Source organism: Leptothoe sp. ISB3NOV94-8A, assembly GCF_043421595.1.
GTDB lineage: Bacteria > Cyanobacteriota > Cyanobacteriia > Phormidesmidales > Phormidesmidaceae > Leptothoe > Leptothoe turfae.
On the sequence record NZ_JAXSQW010000001.1, the window covers coordinates 2,457,290 to 2,479,518 of the forward strand.

19 protein-coding genes and 1 pseudogene are annotated in these 22,229 nt (G+C 44.7%); 14 read left to right on the top strand and 6 right to left on the bottom strand.

Annotation, left to right across the window (positions count from 1 at the left end):
* Positions 1–352: 352 nt before the first annotated feature.
* Entirely contained in the window at positions 353–751 is a 399-nt protein-coding gene (locus SPB21_RS10660) for a RidA family protein (RefSeq protein ID WP_499866521.1), read from the top strand.
* Between the two features lie 145 nt (positions 752–896).
* Here SPB21_RS10660 and SPB21_RS10665 read toward each other — a convergent pair whose 3' ends face one another.
* A complete protein-coding gene (locus SPB21_RS10665) occupies positions 897–1,070 on the bottom strand; it encodes a hypothetical protein (protein ID WP_499866522.1) in 174 nt (57 codons plus the stop codon).
* Between SPB21_RS10665 and SPB21_RS10670 the strand changes: the two are divergent.
* The 7 genes and pseudogenes from SPB21_RS10670 to SPB21_RS10700 form a co-directional block, all read left to right on the top strand.
* Positions 984–1,169 (top strand): annotated as a pseudogene (locus SPB21_RS10670) (hypothetical protein); the annotation flags it as partial. The gene SPB21_RS10665 and the pseudogene SPB21_RS10670 overlap by 87 nt on opposite strands.
* A gap of 634 nt (positions 1,170–1,803) precedes the next feature.
* Entirely contained in the window at positions 1,804–2,337 is a 534-nt protein-coding gene (locus tag SPB21_RS10675) for a hypothetical protein (protein ID WP_499866523.1), read from the top strand.
* The gene (locus SPB21_RS10680; RefSeq protein ID WP_499866524.1) at positions 2,334–2,735 is read left to right on the top strand and encodes a hypothetical protein; all 402 of its coding nucleotides are present in this window, start codon (positions 2,334–2,336) and stop codon (positions 2,733–2,735) included. Before SPB21_RS10675 ends, SPB21_RS10680 begins: the two co-directional genes overlap by 4 nt.
* Positions 2,736–2,784: 49 nt before the next feature.
* Positions 2,785–3,510, top strand: coding sequence for an FkbM family methyltransferase (locus SPB21_RS10685; RefSeq protein WP_499866525.1), 726 nt, complete (start codon positions 2,785–2,787; stop codon positions 3,508–3,510).
* A 279-nt stretch (positions 3,511–3,789) separates the two neighbouring features.
* Positions 3,790–4,266 (top strand): methyltransferase family protein, encoded by a 477-nt coding sequence (locus tag SPB21_RS10690; RefSeq protein WP_250565133.1) that lies wholly within the window; start codon positions 3,790–3,792, stop codon positions 4,264–4,266.
* Positions 4,267–4,944: 678 nt separating this feature from the next.
* Positions 4,945–5,856: a carboxymuconolactone decarboxylase family protein gene (locus SPB21_RS10695; protein ID WP_250565134.1), complete on the top strand. Its 912-nt coding sequence runs from the start codon at positions 4,945–4,947 to the stop codon at positions 5,854–5,856.
* Between the two features lie 35 nt (positions 5,857–5,891).
* Positions 5,892–7,100 carry a serine hydrolase domain-containing protein gene (locus SPB21_RS10700; RefSeq protein ID WP_163698358.1) on the top strand — a complete coding sequence of 403 codons (1,209 nt, stop codon included), beginning with the start codon at positions 5,892–5,894 and terminating at the stop codon, positions 7,098–7,100.
* Positions 7,101–7,265: 165 nt separating this feature from the next.
* On the opposite strand, the gene SPB21_RS10705 is transcribed toward SPB21_RS10700, so the two are convergent.
* Positions 7,266–7,841, bottom strand: coding sequence for a TetR/AcrR family transcriptional regulator (locus SPB21_RS10705; protein ID WP_163669299.1), 576 nt, complete (start codon positions 7,839–7,841; stop codon positions 7,266–7,268).
* A gap of 44 nt (positions 7,842–7,885) precedes the next feature.
* Here SPB21_RS10705 and SPB21_RS10710 point away from each other — a divergent pair, with 44 nt between their 5' ends.
* Together SPB21_RS10710 and SPB21_RS10715 are read left to right on the top strand one after the other, a co-directional pair.
* Positions 7,886–8,374, top strand: coding sequence for a hypothetical protein (locus SPB21_RS10710; RefSeq protein ID WP_499866526.1), 489 nt, complete (start codon positions 7,886–7,888; stop codon positions 8,372–8,374).
* 632 nt (positions 8,375–9,006) lie between these two features.
* On the top strand, positions 9,007–10,290 hold the full coding sequence (locus tag SPB21_RS10715; RefSeq protein WP_163698356.1) for a DEAD/DEAH box helicase: 1,284 nt from the start codon (positions 9,007–9,009) through the stop codon (positions 10,288–10,290).
* A gap of 43 nt (positions 10,291–10,333) precedes the next feature.
* On the opposite strand, the gene SPB21_RS10720 is transcribed toward SPB21_RS10715, so the two are convergent.
* Complete coding sequence (locus SPB21_RS10720; RefSeq protein ID WP_499866527.1) at positions 10,334–10,495, bottom strand: hypothetical protein; 162 nt, start codon at positions 10,493–10,495, stop codon at positions 10,334–10,336.
* Between the two features lie 297 nt (positions 10,496–10,792).
* Here SPB21_RS10720 and SPB21_RS10725 point away from each other — a divergent pair, with 297 nt between their 5' ends.
* The gene (locus tag SPB21_RS10725; protein ID WP_499866528.1) at positions 10,793–11,656 is read left to right on the top strand and encodes a sulfotransferase domain-containing protein; all 864 of its coding nucleotides are present in this window, start codon (positions 10,793–10,795) and stop codon (positions 11,654–11,656) included.
* Positions 11,657–11,760: 104 nt separating this feature from the next.
* Here SPB21_RS10725 and SPB21_RS10730 read toward each other — a convergent pair whose 3' ends face one another.
* The 3 genes from SPB21_RS10730 to SPB21_RS10740 all read right to left on the bottom strand — a co-directional run bounded on the left by SPB21_RS10730 (position 11,761) and on the right by SPB21_RS10740 (position 14,961).
* The gene (locus SPB21_RS10730) at positions 11,761–12,441 is read right to left on the bottom strand and encodes a response regulator transcription factor (protein WP_163669308.1); all 681 of its coding nucleotides are present in this window, start codon (positions 12,439–12,441) and stop codon (positions 11,761–11,763) included.
* A gap of 38 nt (positions 12,442–12,479) precedes the next feature.
* Positions 12,480–13,796: a sensor histidine kinase gene (locus SPB21_RS10735; protein ID WP_499866529.1), complete on the bottom strand. Its 1,317-nt coding sequence runs from the start codon at positions 13,794–13,796 to the stop codon at positions 12,480–12,482.
* Between the two features lie 433 nt (positions 13,797–14,229).
* Positions 14,230–14,961 carry a class I SAM-dependent methyltransferase gene (locus SPB21_RS10740; protein WP_499866530.1) on the bottom strand — a complete coding sequence of 244 codons (732 nt, stop codon included), beginning with the start codon at positions 14,959–14,961 and terminating at the stop codon, positions 14,230–14,232.
* 523 nt (positions 14,962–15,484) lie between these two features.
* Here SPB21_RS10740 and SPB21_RS10745 point away from each other — a divergent pair.
* From SPB21_RS10745 to SPB21_RS10755, 3 genes are all read left to right on the top strand, one after another.
* The gene (locus SPB21_RS10745) at positions 15,485–19,114 is read left to right on the top strand and encodes a PAS domain S-box protein (RefSeq protein ID WP_499868693.1); all 3,630 of its coding nucleotides are present in this window, start codon (positions 15,485–15,487) and stop codon (positions 19,112–19,114) included.
* The gene (locus SPB21_RS10750; protein ID WP_250565135.1) at positions 19,095–19,568 is read left to right on the top strand and encodes a response regulator; all 474 of its coding nucleotides are present in this window, start codon (positions 19,095–19,097) and stop codon (positions 19,566–19,568) included. Before SPB21_RS10745 ends, SPB21_RS10750 begins: the two co-directional genes overlap by 20 nt.
* A 163-nt stretch (positions 19,569–19,731) precedes the next feature.
* Positions 19,732–22,158 (top strand): EAL domain-containing protein, encoded by a 2,427-nt coding sequence (locus SPB21_RS10755; protein ID WP_163669314.1) that lies wholly within the window; start codon positions 19,732–19,734, stop codon positions 22,156–22,158.
* Positions 22,159–22,229: the final 71 nt, after the last annotated feature.

Consider the following 22,229-nt stretch of genomic DNA (forward strand, 5'->3'; position numbering starts at 1 on the left):
AACCAATATAGGGATAAATAGTCTCTTTTGACTGTAGAAGTAGGTTCCAATAATGGCTTGCGTATTTCTTAAACTTAGCTAAATCTCTCTAATTATGACCTAAGCCAATTTGCAATGAGCAATAAGAAATTTTAGCCTTACCCAAAACTGACAACTTATTATGTTGTTTAAGGATATAGCTCATAGAAAGCTAGCATCAATAAAGCTCGATAACATGACCCAGCCAATATACTACCCATAGGCTAGTATTGCACTGGAGCGGACAGGTAGGAGAGTCTAGTACCCAGCTCAGAACTATTTCTATGGATTAGCATAGCTGCTAGGGATTACTCAAATCAGTTAGGAGGACAACATGAGCAAAAAACTAATCAATCCAGAGGAACTGTATGATGGTGCTGCATTTGGTATGTCTCAGGCTACTGTTGAGACAGACTTGGGACTAGTCTTTGTATCTGGTCAGGTTGATTGGAATCATCAATTTGAGACCACAGAGACCTCGATCGAAGGCCAAATGAGAAAGGCGCTTGGAAATCTTAAAATTGCTCTAACAGCAGCTGGTTCATCGATTGAACAACTATTACAAGTTCGCGTATATATCCGAGGTGAACTTGGAGAACATATGGAAACTGTTGCCCCTATTCTTTCTGACTTCTTAGGTGAGTCTCGTCCATCGGTGACCGGTATCGGTGTAGCTTCCCTCGCATCACCATCCACACTTGTTGAGGTTGAGGCAATAGCCAGCGTTAGATAGGTGACTAATGAATGTAGATAAGCAGTCATCGATTTGAGTGGTGACGGTGTTGGCTTTCTGATTGATATAGCGTTGGATACAATCGTCTGAGCACTGCATCACACGAGCAATGCTCGCCAGTGAAATTCGATCCAGAAGCAGGCGGTCAATCAGGGAATAGCTGAGGCGTATCACTGCCGTTGTCGTCAAACCGTAGAAAATCTACGTCGTCGCCTAGTGGAGCAAGGGTTTTCAGACGCTGAAAAAAAATGGCCTGACCAACCGGAAGATAGAATATTGGGTCATTCCTCCGGAAGCCGATGCTGAGTTTGTGGCTCATATAGAAGCCGTGCTGGATGTCTATACCTAACCCTACGACTCGAAACGTCCGGTGCTCTGCATGGATGAGCAGCCCATCCAGTTACAAAATGAAAGTAGACGATGCTCGTTGCATTGAAGTCACCTATGTAGTAATTAGACAACTCCAATATCTAAAACTGCATAATACGGATAGTTATCCGTATGTTTATCGGTAGTAGACCTTAATACACCGTGTAGTAAATCCTCACAAAATGCCCAAGTTACGTTAAGGATGCTCCAACCTAAAAACGGTTAAGCAATTTTCCCTAGAGTATATTGAGCCTATACCTACCAGTTCCATCAGACGCTATCAAGACAAGATAACTGTGCATCTAACGCACGAATCGCTATGTAGTACATGAAATAAAAATTTCATGCGACATCAAAAAAAGTTGATTGTTCGATTTTTAACATAATTACTTTCTTGAAACCTATAATTATAAAATTTATACAAAGTGCTTGTCTTGACCAGCAGACAAGTATTTCTGCGTATATTTTAACGATTTTCAGTATCATTACCTACGTATAAATACGTAGGTAAAAAAAGAGCGTTTGCTTTTTTAAAGGGTAAATATTATGGAGACATACGGTTACATAGGGTTTTTACCCGAGCTATGGTTGTGTAGCGGACATAATTTGTAGTTAAAAACACAATTCGTACCTACAGTCAATGGGAAGGCGAGGTTTATGAATGTTTATTTACGAAAGAGCCCGTGAAGGATAACTTTCTGAAAAGAATTATCAGCAAATGTGTCTTTGATAAACGAATTTCCGTCCCTGTAGATAACGTCACTCACTACTCTAATTTTTCATCCAAATTTGATGAATATCATAATGACGGTATCTCTACGGAAAATTATTCAAATGGTACTGATTCTTGGTATCGGAAAAAAGATAAGGGGAACACAGAAGAGGAGTTTAGCTCGCGGGTAGGTACTTTCAAACAGCAAAGGTCAAACCCCGAAGACACTATGCCTTCTGATAAAAAACCTGGGCATTTTAAGAAGGATGTCAAGGATACCTCTATTTATAAAGTTTCGCTTCCTGTCCCTTCTAATGAGAAGGAACGACATGATCTTCATGCTTACAAAGAAAAAGTAAAAAAATCTGGGTGGATTTTAACACCGATTAGATCGGCCAGTTCAGACGACCTAGAGTATATCTTATCTCCTGAAGGCAGCGAATTAGACGCCGCAGCGTATATAGCTGCATCGGTATTGGATGAGGCTTTAGGGAGAGCTTCATGACACCCAATGATAGAGATGATCCACAGCCTCCTGAGCCCGATACATCGGATATTAGCGTAACTAAAGCACCTATTTCGCATGAAGACATAGAGGTATTACGCCAGGAACCTGCACGTTTAGCTCAATTCTTAGAAGAATATAGTACGCAGCTAAACAGCATAGAAGTGAAAAAGTTGTCACTAGCTGTGACGAAAGAAGACAATCGACATAGAGAAGAAATAGGACGACAAAGAATCACATTTGCGATCTTAGGTGTGATTCTTACGGTTGTTTTATCTTCACTACTGTACTCAGGTATAACGAAAGACAACGATATGCCTAAGACGATTATCAACATGCTTCTTGCTGCAATAGGCGGCGGTGGAGCAGTCGTTTTAGCAAGAAGGCATGAGGATTGATCTAGGCTGATTTTTCGAGAGACTCAAGTGTGTGGAGAATCGGTCTGTAATGCTATCTGATACTATAAAGTCACTCACTAAAAAACTTTTCAGTTATACCTTCATCGACACAGTTAGGCTCAAAATAGATCGATATTTAGGCTATGAGCAAATAATCTATTCCCAGTTTGGTGAAGATCTCTTCCTGCGTGATTATTTTAAAGATAAGTTAAACGGATTCTACGTTGATATTGGTGCTTACCACCCTCGCCAGTTTTCCAATACCTACTTTCTGTATAAATATAGAGGTTGGGTAGGGATCAATATTGAGGCAAATCTCAACTGTGTAACGCTATTTAATCAAGTGCGAAAACGGGACATAAATATCCACGCTGTGGTATCAGATCAGGAAACTTCGGTGCAATACCACGCTTGGGGAATTAACTCAGAAAACAGCATGAATGCGGCGCAGATCAATGCTTTGACTAAAAGATTCGGAAAGGCTCCCGAGATTTTAGAATTAGTAGCCCAGCCTCTTAGTAAGTTACTTAATGATCACTGTCCAGATCATAAAACTATTGATTTCCTCAATATAGATGTTGAAGGAAATGACCTTGCGGTATTGAAGAGTAACAACTGGAACCAATATAAACCACAAATAATTGCAGTTGAGCAATTTGGCAATACTATAGAGCAAATTAGCAAAACAGCTCTTTATCAATACTTGATTGATAAAGGTTATCAAAATATTGCTTGGTACAAACCAACTTTGATTTTTGAGCGGAAACCCAAATAATGTTGAGTGGACTCGAACAAGATTCAAGGCTTAAACAACTATAGAGGCTATCGTTCTAATAACTATCCATAGCCAGGCAAGGGATACGACCCACCGATACTGCCATAACCAATAATGCTCGTATCGTAGCTGTCATTTTGGCTGCTGAATCATAAAATGGTGTTATCAGGTAAAAACGACGGATAAGATCTGGAAGGCTGGATCTTATCCGTCAGATCTGACGCTGAATATATACATAGTTAGGTGACGCTCGTGTCCGCAGGGGAAAACGATCAGACGATGAACAATGAAACAACCGATGGTGCTGCGGTGCTGGTGCCGCCACCACTCTTGCATCTGGTGGTAGGGGTTGTAGGCATCGCGCTGAATGAATTCATCTGGCCGTTGCCCTTCGCATTCAGTGCTAGTATTCGACTTGCGATCGCCTTGGCGATTGCCGTGCCGAGCATTGTACTAGTGGCCGGGGCATTGAAGCTCTTTTGGGCCACAGGGCAGAACCCCGAACCGTGGATTGCCACACCGGAGATCGTTCAGACGGGCGTCTACCGGTTTACGCGTAATCCGATGTACCTGAGCTTAGCACTACTCCAGATTGCCATCGGTATTGGCCTGGGCAACCTCTGGGTTGTGCTGCTGGTAGCGTTTTCTTGTCTAATCGTCCAGATCACGGCCATTCGTCCTGAGGAGGCTTACCTTGAGGGCAAGTTCGGTAGCGAATATCTCGACTACAAGGAATCTGTACGTCGCTGGCTCTAGGCAGCCCCGAATTCATCGACGCTGAAGCCGCGAACATGTCAAGTGGGTGTCGGCATATTTTTTTAGGGAGTCTCTCATTGTTTGTCACCACAAATCTCTCATCTTGTGGTTGACCGTCCCGAAAAATTCGTGCCCACTGCTGACATCTGAACCAAGCTTTGACTGAAACGAGATAGCCGTGAATCAGTTGTTCTGATGGAGATAGGGTGATGAAAGAAACAGTTGGTTCATTAAAAGCGTATATTATTATCTCTGTTCTAGTTATATTGGGAAGTGTAGCGGCTTTTGGATCATTGCAAGCGAATCCACTTTGAACGAGGTCAGTCCTCCTAGTAAGAACAGGTAATTTGTAACAGGATTTATTACGATCGCAAAAACGACTTGACTTAGAGCGTGCTCTAACTTCTAGGGTATAGCTATGGAATAGGAACAGGCTATCCAACCAGTAGCCCAAACTACAGGTTCAATATCTCCGTCTTTCAATCTTAAATCACTGTTGCTGAGTCACCAGTGATTATTCTCATCAAATCGAACAATCACTGATCATGATATAGGGGCCTTAACTAGGGACCCCTTCAAATGCCTTCTGGCCAATTCAATCAAATCAAAGCTGGTATCGGGCGCATGACATCGTGATGCATCTCCAGTCGCTAGAACCTCATACATCAGTCTAGTTCCATGAGTAAAACCAAAGGAGGCCGTATGCTCACAGGTCGTTATCTCAAAGTTAGTTTGATCGTTTTGATGGTACTTCTTGTCACACTTACAGAATATGGAACAGCGAATTCCACATTGAATACAACGGGTCAGATAAACGAATGGTCAGATCGATACAATGTTGGCATTGAAGTCCTGAGACAAGTCGGGGGCGAAAACTATGATGGACCAATCAATCGCCTTAGCGATATAGCCCCTGACCTTGCGCGATTCACTGTAGAGTTTGCATACGGAGATGTCATGTCACGAGATGCGCTCGACCTACAGACTCGCCAGCTCTCAACCGTCGCGGCGCTTACTGCTCTAGGAAATGCACAGCCGCAACTTAAGTATCATATCAACGGATGCCTTAATGTCGGCTGTTCACCACCCCAAGTGATTGAATCAATTTTGCTGAGCACTGTCTATGCTGGATTTCCAGCAGCACTCAATGGTGTCTTTTCTGCCCGAGAGGTCTTTCAAGAACGCGGAGTTGCCTTCACGCCCAGTTCTAGCCCTACTGGGAATGATCGGTATGAACGAGGACTACAAACGCTTGAGCAAGTGAGTGCCGGTTCGGGAGCTGACGTTGTGCAAAGCTTACAGGATATCGCTCCAGATCTTGCTCGGTTCATCATCGAATTTTCATATGGCGATATTATTGCCCGTCCAGACCTGGATCTTCGCTCAAAAGAACTGGCCACTGTTGCCCTCTTGACCGCCTTAGGTACAGCACAACCTCAGCTAAACGTGCATATCAATGCGTCCCTTAATGTCGGGGCATCACGAGAGGAGATCGTTGAGGTGATCCAACAAATGGCTGTGTATGCAGGCTTTCCTGCGGCTCTCAACGGTATCACAACTGCACGAGAGGTATTTGCCAACGTAGGGTAGAGCTACTTTGCTATGCTCGTCCCCCCATAACGCCTATGAACACTGACCACCGACAGTGGATTAATATGATGCAGAAGTTTCTGCAGCGGGTGCTGAGAAAATCTCATCACCATCAGAATCATTCCTTCATATTCACCAGTTCAGCCCTGATCCTAACCACCCTTTTCGGTTGCGGTCCGTCGTCCAAGGATCTCGCCGCTCTGAACTACATTCCCTTAGCTGGCGATGACTGGGAAGTCTCCTCACCGGAAGCAGAAGGACTCGATGCCGATACGGTGGCAGAGCTGTATTATGATTCTGCCAAACTGAATTCCATCTATAGCCTACTGATCGTCAAGAACAGCTACCTGGTTGCCGAGAAATATTTCAATGATGGCTCCATTTACCTAAAGTCAAATCTACAGTCGGTGGGTAAGAGCTTTACCTCTGCCCTTGTGGGTATTGCCTTCGAGCAGGGTTGCCTACCCAGTCTAGATCAACCGTTTTTAGCCTACTTTCCGGAATACGTTAACCTGATCAAAGATCCAAGAAAGCAGGAGATCACTATTCGTCATCTCCTACAGATGCGCTCCGGTTATCCCTGGGAGGAATCCGATAGGGATCTCTGGGAGGTTTTCGTCGCGGGAGACTTTCTTGGCTTGATGGTTCACGTCCCTCTCATTAACGATCCAGGCACAGAATTCCATTACAGTAATCTCTCCTCGCACTATCTTGGTGTTATCGTTGACCGAGCTTGCGGCACAGATCTCAGAACCTTTGCAGAGGAACAACTATTTACTCCTCTAGGAGCTGAGTTGGGTGAATGGTATACAACAGCCTCCGATGATAGATACCCAATGGGTACCGGCACGATGCATATGACTGCGCGTGATGCGGCTAAGTTTGGGTTGCTCTACCTAAATGATGGCATTTTTGATGGAAAGCAGGTTATTTCTTCTGAATGGGTGCACGATTCCCTACAGAACTATACCCAAAATCCATCTGTTGGATGGCCCAAGGAAGGCCGCAACGTCAATAGGACAGGATACGGATACCAGTGGTGGGCTATACAATCAGGTGAACATCACTATCATGCGGCTTTGGGCCATGGCGGACAGGTCATCGCGGTTTTGGATAAGTTTAATATGGTGATTGTTGTGACCGGTGATCCCTTCTTCTTGGAACATAATGCCAAGGCTTGGAAATCTGAAAAACAGCTCATAAACTTGGTTGCTGACTTCATTGCCTCCTTACCGAGTGAGTAATGGCAAGCGGGTTCGGCTGGCTCACAACTCGCTGAGACGAACTGGCTAAGCGGGCAAAAGCGATGTATGGGGTTATGTAACTCGTAAACTTTGCTACGGTTTAATTATGCGGAGATAGTGACCTAAAGGTTGTTTGTGAGCAATTGGAGCCAATTCAGTTGAAGTTCATTTGAGAAGTAAACTTAGGGCACGACGGATATAGACTTTCCAAGATTCTGTCGGCGGGAAGATCAATGTATAGAGCATGATGCCGCTCATTGTGTCGAAAACCAAACCTGAATCTAAGTCTGTTGAAATTTCGTTTTTTGCTTTTGCCCGTTCGATGACAATGTCGAAGGCTTGTCTACGGGGTTGTAGATACTTCTCCCAATAAACTTGAGCAAACCCAGGATTGCTTGATGCACTACTGATAATCATGGCAACAGCCTGCCGCCCAATTGGAGTAAGGGTTATTTGTGCTGCATTTTCAATAAGTGCATCTATATCACTCCAAAGGTTTCCTGTATCAGGAATTAACACCTCTTCCCTAATGCTTTCAATTGCATCAGCAACTAGTTCATCTTTACTGCTATAACGCCGGTAGATGGTGGTCTTGCCAACTCCAGCACGAGAGGCGATCGCCTCAATACTCATCGCTTCAAAGCCGACTTCTGACAACAAACCTAGCGCGGCTTTCAGCATTGCCTGGTGAGAGGCTGCGCTACGAGGTCTTCCGGGAGATTTTTTTTTGGTATCGTTCATAGATGCTATTATAATTTACGATACCGTACCGTATCGTAAATGCTATGCTCCAAAAACCTCTTTACATGAACAAGCACAGTACTCAAACCTTACGAGCAGGTCTAGCGGAGTACTATGCTCTCAATCCACACGTTACTGATCCAGCGACACAACCTTCAGACTTCGGCAAAATTTTGCGATCGCACGATGTAGGGCATGTGATTTACGGTTGTGATACAGGAATGTACGATGAGCTAAAAATTCTGCCGCTATTTTGGTGGACGAGTGAATGTACGTTTCAGGTGTACTTAAAGATGAAAAACTCCCCTGCCGTTGATGTGATGTATGAAGATATGATCAGAGGCAAGGGCTCGCTGTGGCTGTACGGAGCAATTTTGAGGGTGCTTCCTGGGGTACTTTTAGAATTAATTCCAATTTGGTTTAAAACTCGCAACCGCCCAAAACTGCTGCCATTTCTTGAGTTTGAGCCGTTGCTTGATCGTTCTCTTTTGGATATCCGCCAAGAGTTTGATCTGTTGCTTTTTATAAGATAAGTTCTAATTGCGCATCAGCCACCCAATACTTCATGGCAGTTGTAACAACCAACGAGGTGCATTCAGCTCAATTAAGAGAAACTATGATAGATATCCTAAATTGGTCTGCAAATCTTGAATATATAAAAGGAGATCGAAGTCGTCAGAGATTAATGGTTGAGATTGCATCAATCCTCAAAACAAATTTATAAAAGTGATGGATAGACGCTATAACAATTTGCTTGGATCGGCTCACGAAAGCCACTGTCATCCAAATTGCTAAAGCTTTCAAAGCTGACATGACAGGTATCTGTAGTCTTTTGCGTAGATTAGGGCTGCAACGCGTACACATAGCTCTGCAAACCAGCAAGCAAGAAAGCCAGCATCGTAACCAAGAGCTCTAGACCAGCCAAAGCCGCGGATCGCGGTTGCCATTAACTCCATTGCGTAATGAGGGCTATGCCATTTGAAACATCTATCTAAGCATCCAGTGTGTGTTAGGGTAATAAACTGCAACTTAGTTCCGGTCTATTGTTGCAGCCTTGGTACTTGTTGACCCAAGTCATCCAACGCAACCATACGTTTATTGCTCTTAAGACTGGTCCCAGCATTGCATTTGGGTTAGGGGCGCATTTAGGAGCTACTAAAAACCCATGACATTTGAGACGCTAGGTCTTACGGCCCAACTCCTACGTGCTGTGGCTGAGGAAGGCTACACAGCAGCAACTCCGATTCAGGAGCAGGCAATTCCTCCCATTTTGCAAGGAAATGACATTTTTGCCAGTGCTCAGACGGGTACGGGGAAAACAGCAGGGTTTACCTTACCCTTGCTGCAACGCCTCAGCAGCAATCCCCCTACCAAAACGCAACGAGCCCCACGGGCTCTAATCTTGACTCCCACCCGTGAATTGGCTGCTCAAGTTAACAATAGTGTCAATACTTACGGCAAATACCTGCCCATTAAATCAGTGGTGGTGTTTGGTGGCGTCGGCATTGTGCGCCAAATTAAAGCGTTGAAGCAGGGGAGTGACATTGTGGTCGCAACTCCAGGTCGCTTGCTGGACCATGTTAGTCAACATACAATTGATCTATCTCAGATCGAGATGCTGGTGCTGGATGAGTGCGATCGCATGTTGGACATGGGGTTCATCCATGACATTCGCAAGGTTTTGGCACAACTGCCTGCATCGCGGCAGACCCTGATGTTTTCCGCCACATTTTCAAAGGCTATCCGGAAACTAGCAAGCACGCTGTTACACAATCCAGTGCAGATTGAAGTTGCCCCCCGTAACACGGCGGCTGAACAAGTTGAACAACTCGTATATCCCGTTGATCGCACGCGTAAGCGAGAACTCCTGTCATATTTAATTGGCTTTAACAATTGGCAACAGGTGCTTGTCTTCACCCGTACCAAACATGGTGCCAATCGTCTGGCCGAACAATTGGCTAAAGATGGCTTGAAAACAGCTGCCATTCACGGCAACAAAAGTCAGGCCGCTCGTACCCGTGCCTTGCGAGACTTTAAGCAAAGTAAGGTGCGAGTGCTGGTTGCAACCGATGTTGCCTCACGGGGGTTAGACATTGACCAGCTTCCCCACGTCGTCAATTTTGAATTACCCAATGTGCCGGAAGACTATGTACACCGGATTGGTCGGACTGGCCGGGCTGGTAATGAAGGCCAAGCCATTTCGCTAGTTTCCAATGATGAACAATCTCTGTTAAAGAGAATTGAAAAGTTACTCAAGCGCAAACTCACTCAGTCTGTCCTTCCCGGTTATGAACCAACGGCTGCCCCTAATCATCAGGGAGAGCAACCAAAGCGTCAACGCTCTAAGTCACGTCGGAGAAATTACAATTCATCCAACACTCAAGCACGTCCTGCCCAGGGTAAAAAGTCTCCCACCGGTAACCACCGTAAACGGCTCCGTAAGGCTTAATTGCAAAACCGTTTATAAAAACAGGCAGGTTTCAAGAAGAATGCTACTGGTTAGGAATCAGAGGCGGTTTGAGGCGACTCATCAATGCAACCGCTGCCCTATCACCTGGCATTTGATCGAGGCCAGTGATCGCACTTTGTGCCAGTGGACAGGCTACTGGCACAAAGTGCTGAGTGTGAAGGCAGGACGTGAGCGAGTGGCCCATTGAGTGAGTACAGGTTAGGCTGCTGAGGTTAGAAGCCAATTTTCATCAACGATGACGACATGCTTAGACACAGTACGGTATCCACAAGACATATGTATTGCTCGTGCGACAGATGATGCCAGTGATCAGGAGGCCAGTAAGTTCCACTTAGGAGCAAGCCATCCATAACGTCCAAAATTTGGACGTTAATTTATTTTATTTCCTTAGAATTATTAAGGGATAGCGCCGTCAGAGATCTTCTTCCTCTGGAAAGTGAGCATCCCCCTGTAAACTGCAAACTCAATATCGAGCCCTAGTATGAAATTCAGTAAAATCAGTATAATTATTGGTACTCAAAAAGGCGGCACAAGCAGTTTATTTAATTATCTATCTCAGCATCCACAGGTATCAAAGTCGAAGATGAAAGAAACTGACTTCTTCTTAAAAGACAGTAAGTGGGGCAAAGGTATTGACTACTACGAGAACCTATATGCGTGGGATTTAAACAAACATTTAACGGCATTAGAAGCCTCACCAAATTACACTCGTTCTCTGAATAATGTCAGAAAAGTTATTCAGCGCATGAAAACAGTGGACATCAGGTATAAGTTTATTTATATCTTGAGAGACCCTGTCCAAAAAATTGAATCTATGAGGAAGCAGGGTATTTATCAAGGCTGGTATGCTAAACATTTGGCAAAAGAAACACCAAACAGTTTGCCGTTAAATGTAATTGAATCTGTTAGCTATGCAGCAATAGTTGATGCTTTTACACGCAACTTTTCAAGGGAGCAAATACTTTTACTAAAAACAGATGAACTAAAGAAAGACGTTATTTCTATGACTTTGAAATGTAAAATCTGTCCCTTTTTGGAGATAGAACCATCATTCGAATTTTCCCTTGGAAAAATACATAATTCCAAAAACTCCTACAGGACTGACACAATTTGGCATTACTTAAGGGAGGCCAAATATTTAAATCCGCTCAAAAATATATTCCCTGACTCAATCAAGAACAATGCCCGTAATGTGCTAGCGAGGCCACTGATGAATCAGGATCAGGGTAAAGTCCCCCCTTTAACAGATGCGCAAAAAGATTTCATTCGGGCGATGCTAAAGGACGATAGTCATCGCTTAGAAACTGAATACAGTTTGGATATATCAAATTGGGATTTGAATTAACGGAATGTACTCATATTATTTTTGGTGTGCCTTGACTCTAATCTTTCGTTCTCTATAGTCCTTTTTTAAATCAATCATGAAGTAGCCTGTAAGGCTGTATAGGTTTAGCGCATACTCTGGGGCCAAAATTGACTGGCATACAAAGCTGCTTGTGTGCGATCGCGCAGTTGGAGTTGGCTCAAAATGCTGGTGACATGGTTCCGAACGGTGCGCTCAGAGATAAAAAGGTTTTCTCCAATTTCGCGGTTATTGAGTCCTGTAACAATCAATTGGAGCACCTCTTGTTCGCGGGGGGATAGCGATCTCAATTTTTCAGGAAGTGCAGTTTCAGCATGAACAAGAGGTGCTCCTGGTGCTTGAGAAGCGCCTAACGTCTTTTCAAAAAGACCAGGTCCCATGTGGGTATAGCCTTGATAGACAGCTCGAATAGCCATCACCAAGTCCTGAATAGGGGTTTGCTTAAGCAAATAGCCTTTAGCCCCCCAACCCATGGCTTGCTGGACATAGTCACTATCGTCAAATGTGGTGAGCACAAGAATGTTTACCGCTGGAAAGTCGGCACAGATCTGTTTTGTTGCCGCGACACCATCCACCACCGGCATCCGCACATCCATTAAAATTACATCAGGTTGATTGGAGGTGCCATAGAGTGTTGAGACGTGATCAATCGCCTGTTGACCATTGGCTGCGTCGCCAACTACCTGTAAATCAGGTTGATTTTCCAACAGATTGGCCAAACCTTGTCGAATAATGGGTTGGTCATCCACCAGTAAGACACGAATCATCCTCTTGACCTCCTTAGATCTCCCCATTCATCAATCTCTCATATAAAGTTCTGGTCACCTGTCACCGATACTGAATTCAAATTTGGTAGAGGTAGAGGAGACTCTAGAGTCTGAGGAAGAGGCAAAACTACGCTGATGCGACAGCCAGTCCCTGATGCACTCCAGATTTGGCAGGTTCCACTAAGTGCGATCGCACGTTCCTTCATGCCCCGTAAGCCAAATCCGGTCGTATTTTTGCTAGGATCAAACCCTTTGCCATTATCCAACACTTCTACATAGAGACTCTGTGGTTTAGTCGATAGCTGCACAGATAGCTGTGTGGCTTGGGCGTGTTTCACCACATTGGTGAGGGCTTCCTGCACAATCCGGTAGGCGGTCAGACTCAGCTCATCGGACAGCGGTGCCGTAATATTAATCTCACACGCTGGCGTTATCGGTGTGGATTGACAGACCTTATTAACCAATTCGGTAATCGCCACCTGCAAAGATTTATCCGTTTGAGGAGAGTCGCGCAGAGCCGCAACAGCCCGTGAAACCTCTTTGAGCGCCTGATAAGATGAATCTTTAGCTTCAAGCAGATAGGATTTTGCCCGTCCATTATCTTGTCCCCAAAAGAGGAGGACATTTTCTAGCAAAATAGTTTGAGCGGTCAGGGAATGTCCGAGGGAGTCATGAATTTCGCGGGCGATGCGATTACGTTCTTGTAATGCGGCCTGGCCTTCCACCTGTAGCGCATATTGTTGTAATTGACCATGGGCGCTCTCCAGTTTCTGTTGATTCCTATGAAGACTGAGCAAAGCATCCACCAGTAAAAAAACAAACAGTAGCGCCAGGGTAAAGAGAATAATGGCATTGGTCTGAAACACACTCACCTGCCATGCCTCAGGGGTTGACATCAGTCGGGATAGATTTCGGCTCATGGCCGTTTGACCCAAGGTTAATGATAAAAATAAGTGTGAGCCAAACGTAATGCCGGCCACTACGAGTCGCCCTCGTGTGTGAAAGATTTGACAACTACGGATGATAATGACCAATCCCAGCAGTGGGATAATCCTGACCATCAAAGGATTATCAAAACAACGCAGAACCAAAATACCGAAGAGGCTAAGCTCGATTGCGGTATAAAGAATCTTGGCCCGGCACTGAGTCAGCGGTAGATAAAGCCCCATGACGCCAATCAAACCAAACAAGAGCAGTTCTAGCCAGGTAACCTGAAATGTCCGATGGAAAACCATGGCCGTAATGCTAACCAGCACACCCATACTGAGCAAAATCCACTCAATATGCAGCAGTATGCGTAAGGGTCTGGTGACTGTGAGATCTGGGAACAGTCGGGAGGGTGGATTTAGGACCATTAGGCTTCAACTCTTAACACAAAGGGGTTCTCTCTAGGGTTCAGGCTAGCCTGTATACAGCTCTATGCGACGTTGCCTGATGACGACAGTTGCGGTTCCCCTTAGTCAAGGCTACGGTGTACACACAAGTACTGGAAACTAGCGTTTTTTGTTGCACTAACCCCTCTAACTCCCCCTTAGTAAGGGGGAGAACTGGAATTTCCCCCCTTACTAAGGGGGGATTAAGGGGGGTAATGCAGGATTTTGAGCTCACTTCCGAGATGTATATACACGGTAGCCTTAGTCAAGGGGAATCTTGGGTTAGAGCATCTTGAACCTAGGGCATTGCTTGAAATAATTCCTAACTTACCATTGCGAAATTGAGCCGCCCAGTCACTTAAGTCCTAATTCTATGGGACTTTCGGTAGGACAATAGTCCTGGTAAGGCATACACTCAATTACGCATGACGAAGAATGCATAGCTGAAGTAGTCAGAGTACTTGCGGAAGGTTGAGATCTCGTTTCTCGCCTCTTCCAGGACAGCCTCTGCCTCCGGTATGCCACTCCACTCTGCTGTTTTCTCAGCAATGCGCTCCTCCATTGGGTTGTAGTAATGCTCAGTCCATGCGGTAGCTGGCAATACAAAATGTCCGACGGACTCGTAGCCAATGCGCTTAATAACGTCAAGTTTCGCAGCTACAGTATCAATCTCGGGATACTCTTTCCAGAATTCAACTGCCTCAGTCGGGGGGGTAGATTTTAACCACACCACCTCGCTGACCGCTACGTAGCCACCTGGTTTAAGGAAATTTTTAACTTTCTTGAGGCCCGTTTCGAAACCTAAGAAATAGATCGAGCCCTCAAACCAAACAACATCAAAGCTCGACTCTGGGAAAGCCATCTCCGTCATACTCTGCTCTAATGTTTCGAGGCGATCAGAGACCCCAGCATTTTCAGCTCTAGCTTTTACTTGGGCAATCATTTCTGGGAGGAGGTCAAGGGCGACAACTGTACCCGATGTGATACGCAAAAGCTCGACTGTCTGCATACCAGGGCCACAGCCAACGTCCAGGATTTTGGGTAACTCAGGGAGATTCGACATCATTTCGAAGGCTCTCCGAGTCAGCTCGTTGGAGCCAGGGCCAGCTCGCGGCAAGGTTCCATAGATCTGGAGAAAGTAATCCATCAGATTCCTCCTTTAACTTTTCAGATCATAGTCTCATCAAATGATGGGTTTAGTACCTACCAAAGAGGATAAGCGGTGCATGACTCACACTACGACCATAGTTACTAAGCTTCTTGAATGTAATCAACCTAAAGGGTATAAGTGCCAATCTCATCAAGTATTCAACGTTTTGTTCTTGAAGGGCAGCAACAGATTTATGTTCTTTCTCACCCTCAAAAGTATACACGCCAAAGGCATTGAATCTTCTCCACAAACGAATAAGACGAATAAAATCCTTTTGTGAATTTATTTTAATTCCTTGCAAGGGTAGGCAATGCTTTCTTGGAAGGCTGAAAAGGTGGCTAATTCTGGCTTTTTAGCGAAAAAGTTGACGTGTTATGAGATTGGTATAGACAAGTATAGGCTGTCTGAAGATGGGAATATTAATCAAAATAAATTAATAATTAGGAGCGTATTGAGTTCAATTTGAGAAAGTCAAGGGTTGTTCTCCAAAATGTTGAGTATTTCATGGCTTAGCCAATATATGCCCCATGGCTACTGCTATGGGTGGAGGCCCAGTCTAGTTGGCTTACATTTAGTATCAGACACTTTCATTGGGCTGGCTTACTATTCTATTGCCATCACCTTAATCTGTTTCCTGAAAAAGCGTGAGAGTATCCCCTTTTATAAAATATTTCTGCTTTTTGCAGCATGTATTTTTTTATGTGGCACCACACATTTAGTTGAGGTCTGGACCCTATGGCATTCAGACTATTGGGTTTCTGGTGTTCTTAAAGCGGTGACAGCCGGTATTTCTACGTATACTGCGATTGCCCTCATCCCCATGCTACCTAAAGCTCTAGACTTACGTACCCCAGCTAAGCTAGAAGCCTTAAATCAACAATTGGAACAGGAAATCGCTGAGCGTAGACAAGCTGAAGTAGAGCTACGAGAATTATCGACCCGGCTAGACTTAGCGCTGGAGGCAGTGGGCATTGGTATTTGGGATTGGAACATCACTCACAATAAATTGATCTGGGATAGTCGGTTCTATGAACTCTATGGCACTACACCGGAAGCGTTTGAGCGAGATTACTCAGCCTGGGCAAAGCGTGTTCATCCAGAGGATCGACCGCATGCAGAAGCTGCTATACAGCGTGCTTTACGCAATGAAGCCGTCTATGACATTGAATTTCGGGTAGTTCATGCCGATGGCGTAATTCGCTATATGAAAGCGGATGGCCTGGTGCAACGGGATGACGAGGGAACCCCTATTCGTATGATTGGGACAAACTACGACATCACCGATCGTAAACAGGCCGAACACCAGTTGATGGCGAGTGAAGAACGCTTTGCTAGCCTTGCGACTACGGCTCCCGTAGGCATTTTTCGGGCAAATACTGAGGGAAGTTGTATTTATGTCAACAAACATTTATGCGAGATTGCTCGGTTGCCCTCGGAGAAAATGTTAGGAGCAGGATGGATTCAGGCTATATATCCAGAGGATCGAGACGTTATTTTGGCAGAATGGCATAACGCTACTAGCCAGAATCTTCCCTTTCAAGTGGAATATCGATTTGGAAATCCATCAGGCCCAGTGACTTGGGTATATGAAAAAGCGGTCCCAGAGTTCGATCACGCCCATGAAGTGATCGGCTATATAGGATGTCTGACTAATATTACCGAGCGTAAACAAACAGAACTTCGACTGAAAGCTGCTACAGATGAAGTTGCGCAAAAAGAAGCCTTGTTTCGAAACACGTTTGAGCAAGCGGCGGTAGGCATTGCACATCTTGCTATCACCAGGCAATTTATTCGTCTTAATCAGCGCTACTGTGAAATTCTTGGCTATTCACAACAAGAACTTTTAAACCTTACGTTTCAAGACATTACCTACCTAGAGGATGTGGAGCATGACCTGCACTATACACAGCAGGTTCTTACAAATCAGATTCAGACCTTCTCCATGGAAAAACGCTATATCCGAAAGAATGGAACTCTTATGTGGGCCCATGTGACGGTTTCCTTGGTAAGGCTTCAGAATGGTGAGCCGGATTATTTTATTGAGGTGATAGAAGATATCACTGCTCGCAAACAAACGGAAGAAATGCTGCGTCTCTATGAGCGTGCGGTGTGTACTACACCCGACCATATGTCATTTGTGGATTGCCATTACATCTATTCCATGGTCAATGATGCCTATGCTCAAAAATTTGGTAAATCCAAAGCCGAGATTATTGGTCATTCCGTAGCAGAGCTTCTGGGCGAGGGCGTATTTTTGCAAACTATTAAACCTAATCTTGATCGCACCTTTGCAGGGGAAACAGTTCACTACCAAAGTCTATTTTCCCTGCCTGATGAGCGACAGCAACAGCAGTATCTGGATGTTACCTATGCCCCTTATCACGAAGTAGATGGAACGATTACCGGGGCTGTCGTCAGCGTGCGAGATATCTCAGAAATCCATGCAGCTGAGTTAGCCCTGACCCACCAGACATGTCGGGCGGAGGCTTTGCTAGAGCTATCTCAACTAGCTGAGCAATTGAATGAACATGAATTTATACAACAGGCCCAGGACATTGCCAAAAACCTGACGGGTAGTCAGGTCGCATTCCTTTATCTTGTCTATGAGGATCAAGCAACCTTTGAATTGATGGGTGGGGGGCAGCAAACCTTAACTGACTTTGGTAATACCGTCGCTAAGGCTGGTCTGCCAATTAATCAGGCGGGGATTTTGGCTGATGTTCTACATCAGCGCAAGTCTATAATTTGCAATTATGCCTGTGGTCCCGCTCGACAAGAACAAGACTTTCTTCAAACACAAGGATTATTGCAAAATCATGAGCACCTTAGTTGCCTCCTGAGTATTCCTGTCATTGAAAATGGCAAAGTCGTGATGCTCACAGGAGTTGGCAACAAGGACAGCAGCTACACCGATATGGATGTTGAGACGGTGCAGTTGATTTCCAATCTGGTCTGGCACACAATGCAGCATTATCGATCGCTACAAACGGCTCGGTTGCTGGCTGCGGTGGTGGAGTCTACCGAAGACGCCATCATTACCAAGGATCTCAATTGTTCCATTACCAGTTGGAATGTAGGAGCAGAAAAACTTCTGGGGTATTCAGCATCAGAAGCAATCGGACAACCGATCACCATGCTTTTCCCAAATGATCGGATTTCTGAAGAAGTTTATATTCTTGCACAGATCACTCAGGGCAAGAGCATTGACCATTTTGAAACGGTTCGTCGTCATAAAAACGGTACGCTTTTAGACGTGTCGCTGACCATTTCCCCCCTAAGGGATCGAACTGGCCAGGTGATTGGGGGCTCAAAAATTATGCGAGATATTTCGGCCCGTAAGGCGGCAGAGGATCAACTTAAGGCCGAAGTCAAAAGGCGTCAGCAAGTGATTCAGGCGTTGCAACTTACTACCCAACGCCTAGGGGAAAGTAACCAAGAACTTCAGGATTTTGCCTATGTGGCTTCCCATGATCTCCAGGAACCTCTGCGGAAAGTACAAGTCTTTGGCGATCGCTTAAGCCATACCTGTCAAGATCGGCTTTCTGAGAAAGGGCAAGACTATTTGGCACGAATGCTAAATGCGGCAGTGCGTGCCCAGGCGCTGATTAATGATTTGCTTAGCTTTTCGAGGGTGACAACGCAGGCTAAACCCTTTACCCCCACAGACTTATCACAAGTTATGGCAGGGGTTTTATCGGATTTAGAGGTTCGCATTGAGCAAACTGGGGCTACCGTAGATGTGGACCCGTTACCGATCATTGATGCTGACCGCATGCAAATGCAACAGGTCTTTCAAAATCTTGTCGGGAATGCCCTCAAGTTTCATAAACCAAATGTAGTACCCCAGGTTCAGGTGAGGATGCGGAGTTATTTTACGGGAGGAAAAGAATTTTGTGAATTACGAGTAATCGACAATGGAATAGGTTTTGATGTTAAGTATTGCGATCGCATTTTTCAGCCATTTCAGCGCCTTCACGGACGCAAAGCCTATGAGGGCAGTGGTATTGGTTTAGCAATTTGTCGTAAGGTGATTCACCGTCACGGGGGAATACTCCGGGCAGAAAGTCAGCCTGGAGAAGGAGCCACATTTATCGCCACCTTACCAGTTCATCATTCCCAAGGAGAGGAGAATGTCTCAACAACGGAGTAAACCTGCGATTATTTTAATGGCCGACGACGATGAGGACGATCGCCTTTTTACCCAGGAAGCCTTAGCCGAAAATCGAGTTGCTAACGAGCTGTATTTCGTTGAAGATGGGGAAGACCTGATGGATTATCTATATCAACGAGGAAACTACAGTGACCCTGATGTTGCACCCCGTCCCACGTTAATTTTATTGGACCTGAATATGCCTCGCAAAGATGGTCGTGAAGCCCTGGAAGAGATTAAGAAGGATCCTGTACTACGCAGTATTCCAGTCGTAGTATTAACCACATCTAAAGCCGAAGAAGATATCTTAAAAACCTATGATTTGGGTGCTAACTCATTTATTACTAAACCTGTGGGCTTTCAATCCATGGTTGATATCATGAAAACCCTTGGTACATACTGGTTTCAAATCGTACATTTGCCAGATGAGGTCAGCTCAGCATCAAGGCCTTAAGACACTCTTTGAAGTACATGTCAACGTTTTTATACCTTATGCATTCAGCTTTGCAACCTCTTAAGAGCGCTAGAAATCTAAAGTACTGAAAGGTTTCCTATCAAAGGTTATCCATCTTAAAGACTCAACTCTTATCGTCACGGATCTTAGGAAAATGATAACAATGAGTGATTTGTCATACCAAGTCTTACTAATCGACGACGATGAAGATGATTATATTGTTACCCGAGACTTATTACAAGACTCAGAACAAGCATCCTTTGAGTTGAACTGGGTAAATACTTTTCAAGCTGGCCTTGAGGCCCTACATGCTGATTTTTATGATGTTTATTTATTGGACTATCGTTTAGGGGCAAAAACTGGCTTAGAGCTATTGCAAGCCGCTGTAGAATCTGGTCTACGTAAGCCAGTGATCCTTTTGACAGGGTTAAGCAACTACGATATCGATCGTCAATGTATGGCGATGGGAGCCTCAGACTATTTAGTTAAAGGTAACCTGTTGACCGGCCCACTCCTGGAACGTTCAATCTTGCATGCGATAGAACGCACTCAAGCGGCAGCGGAAATATGCTTATTAACCCATGTGCTTCAGAGTATTCATGATGGTGTATATATGGCGACTGAAGAGGGAGCGTTACTGTTTTTAAATCAATCCCTCAGACAACTTTGCACCCACCCAGCTAAACCAACATTGGGACAACCACTAGACCCACTGCAATCTCCAATATTGCAACAATTGTTATCCCAGGGAAACCAAAACCGTCAAACACAAAAAAACTCTACATTCAAAACTGAGCTGTCCCTGGAATCTTCCATAGGGCTAGATCGAACCGTGTTACTGTCTGAATCGTGGGTCAAAGCGCAACAACAAACCCTACGATTTGGCATGATTCATGATATTACCGAACGTAAGCAAGCTGAGCTAGAACGCGATCGTTTTTTCAACCTTGCGATTGATTTATTATTTATTGCAGACGCAGACGGTGTATTTAAGCGCATCAATCCTTCCTGGTTGGCTACATTGGGTTATGCGGCTGATGATTTGTTAGGCCAGTCTTTCTGGCAATTCATGCTTCCCGAAGATCAGCATAGTAAACAGGATTTACAGGATACTCTAGCCCAGGGACAAGACATCAATGGGCTGGAATTTCAAGTGCGATCAAAAGATGGAACTTATCATTGGATAGCCTGGAATCTAGTGCCATTCCCCCAAGAGAATTTATTGTACGGTAGTGGGCGCGATATTACTCAACGCAAGGCGTCTGCAGCCCGTTTAACTTACGAAACATTACACGACAGTTTAACTGGCTTGGATAACCGAGTCTGTTGTTTAAACCGTCTGGAACTTGCCATCGAGCACCAGAAACGGCAGCCCCATGAACATTTTGCGGTTCTGTTTGTGGATCTCGATAACTTTAAGTATATCAATGATAGCCTTGGGCATCTGGTGGGTGACCAGCTACTGATTCAGGTCTCCCAAAGGCTGAAGGCGGTAGTCAGAGGGATAGATGGCGTGGCGCGCTTGGGGGGTGATGAGTTTCTGATTCTGCTAGAAAAACTAGATCATCTGAATGATGCTTTAAAGACGGTATATCGCCTACAAAAGGAGTTACAAAAATCTTTTCAATTGGGGGCTCGGGAAATCTTTACCAGTGCCAGTATTGGTGTTGTTTTTTCCAATTTATCGTATCAATCAGTTGATGACATTATCCGCGATGCCGACATTGCTATGTATCGGGCTAAAAGCCAGGGAAAATCAAGCTACGCCATCTTTGATCAAACGATGTATCTTCAAACCCTGCGTTTAGTAGAAATCGAAACAGCGTTGCGAAAAGCCATAAAAACACAAGAGTTTTGCTTGTATTATCAACCCCTGGTCAATCTTAATCCTCCCCATCAACTGAAAGGATTTGAGGTTCTATTGCGCTGGCATCACCCAGACCAAGGTCTTATCCCAGCCTCTGAATTCATCCCCATTGCTGAAGAAACAGGACAAATTAATGTCATAGACGAATGGGTTTTACGAAATGCTTGTAAGCAGTTAAAAACCTGGCAAGCCAAGGGAAAGGTGACGATGGATGTATACTTAAGTGTTAATCTGTCTGGTCAACAGTTTCGGAATCCGTCTCTAATTTACACCCTTGATACTATCCTGACAGAGACTCAATTGGATCCACAATGTCTCAAATTAGAAATTACTGAAAGTAGTCTCATTCAAAATACCCAAGCGGCCACTGAAATTATGAAGTTGATTTGTAATCGAGGTATTGAACTGAGTCTTGATGACTTCGGCACTGGGTTTTCCTCTCTGCGATATTTGCAACAATTTCCGATCTCAACAATTAAGATCGATCGTTCTTTTGTCGATGGGTTAAATAATAGCGATCGCAATTTTAGAATTACGAGTGCGATTGTAAACCTGGCTAAAGCATTAGGGTTTAACACCATTGCCGAAGGGGTTGAAGCCCATGAGCAGCTGACTGAATTACATGAACTGGGATGTGATGCAGGCCAGGGATATCTATTTTCTAAACCCTTACCAGCGACAAAGGTAGAAAGTTATCTAGCACAAATTATTGCTTGTACATAAACTCTCTCATCCCATGGGCACTAGTGACAATCAACCGAGCAGAGCGCACCAATGATTATGGGTGAAACGGT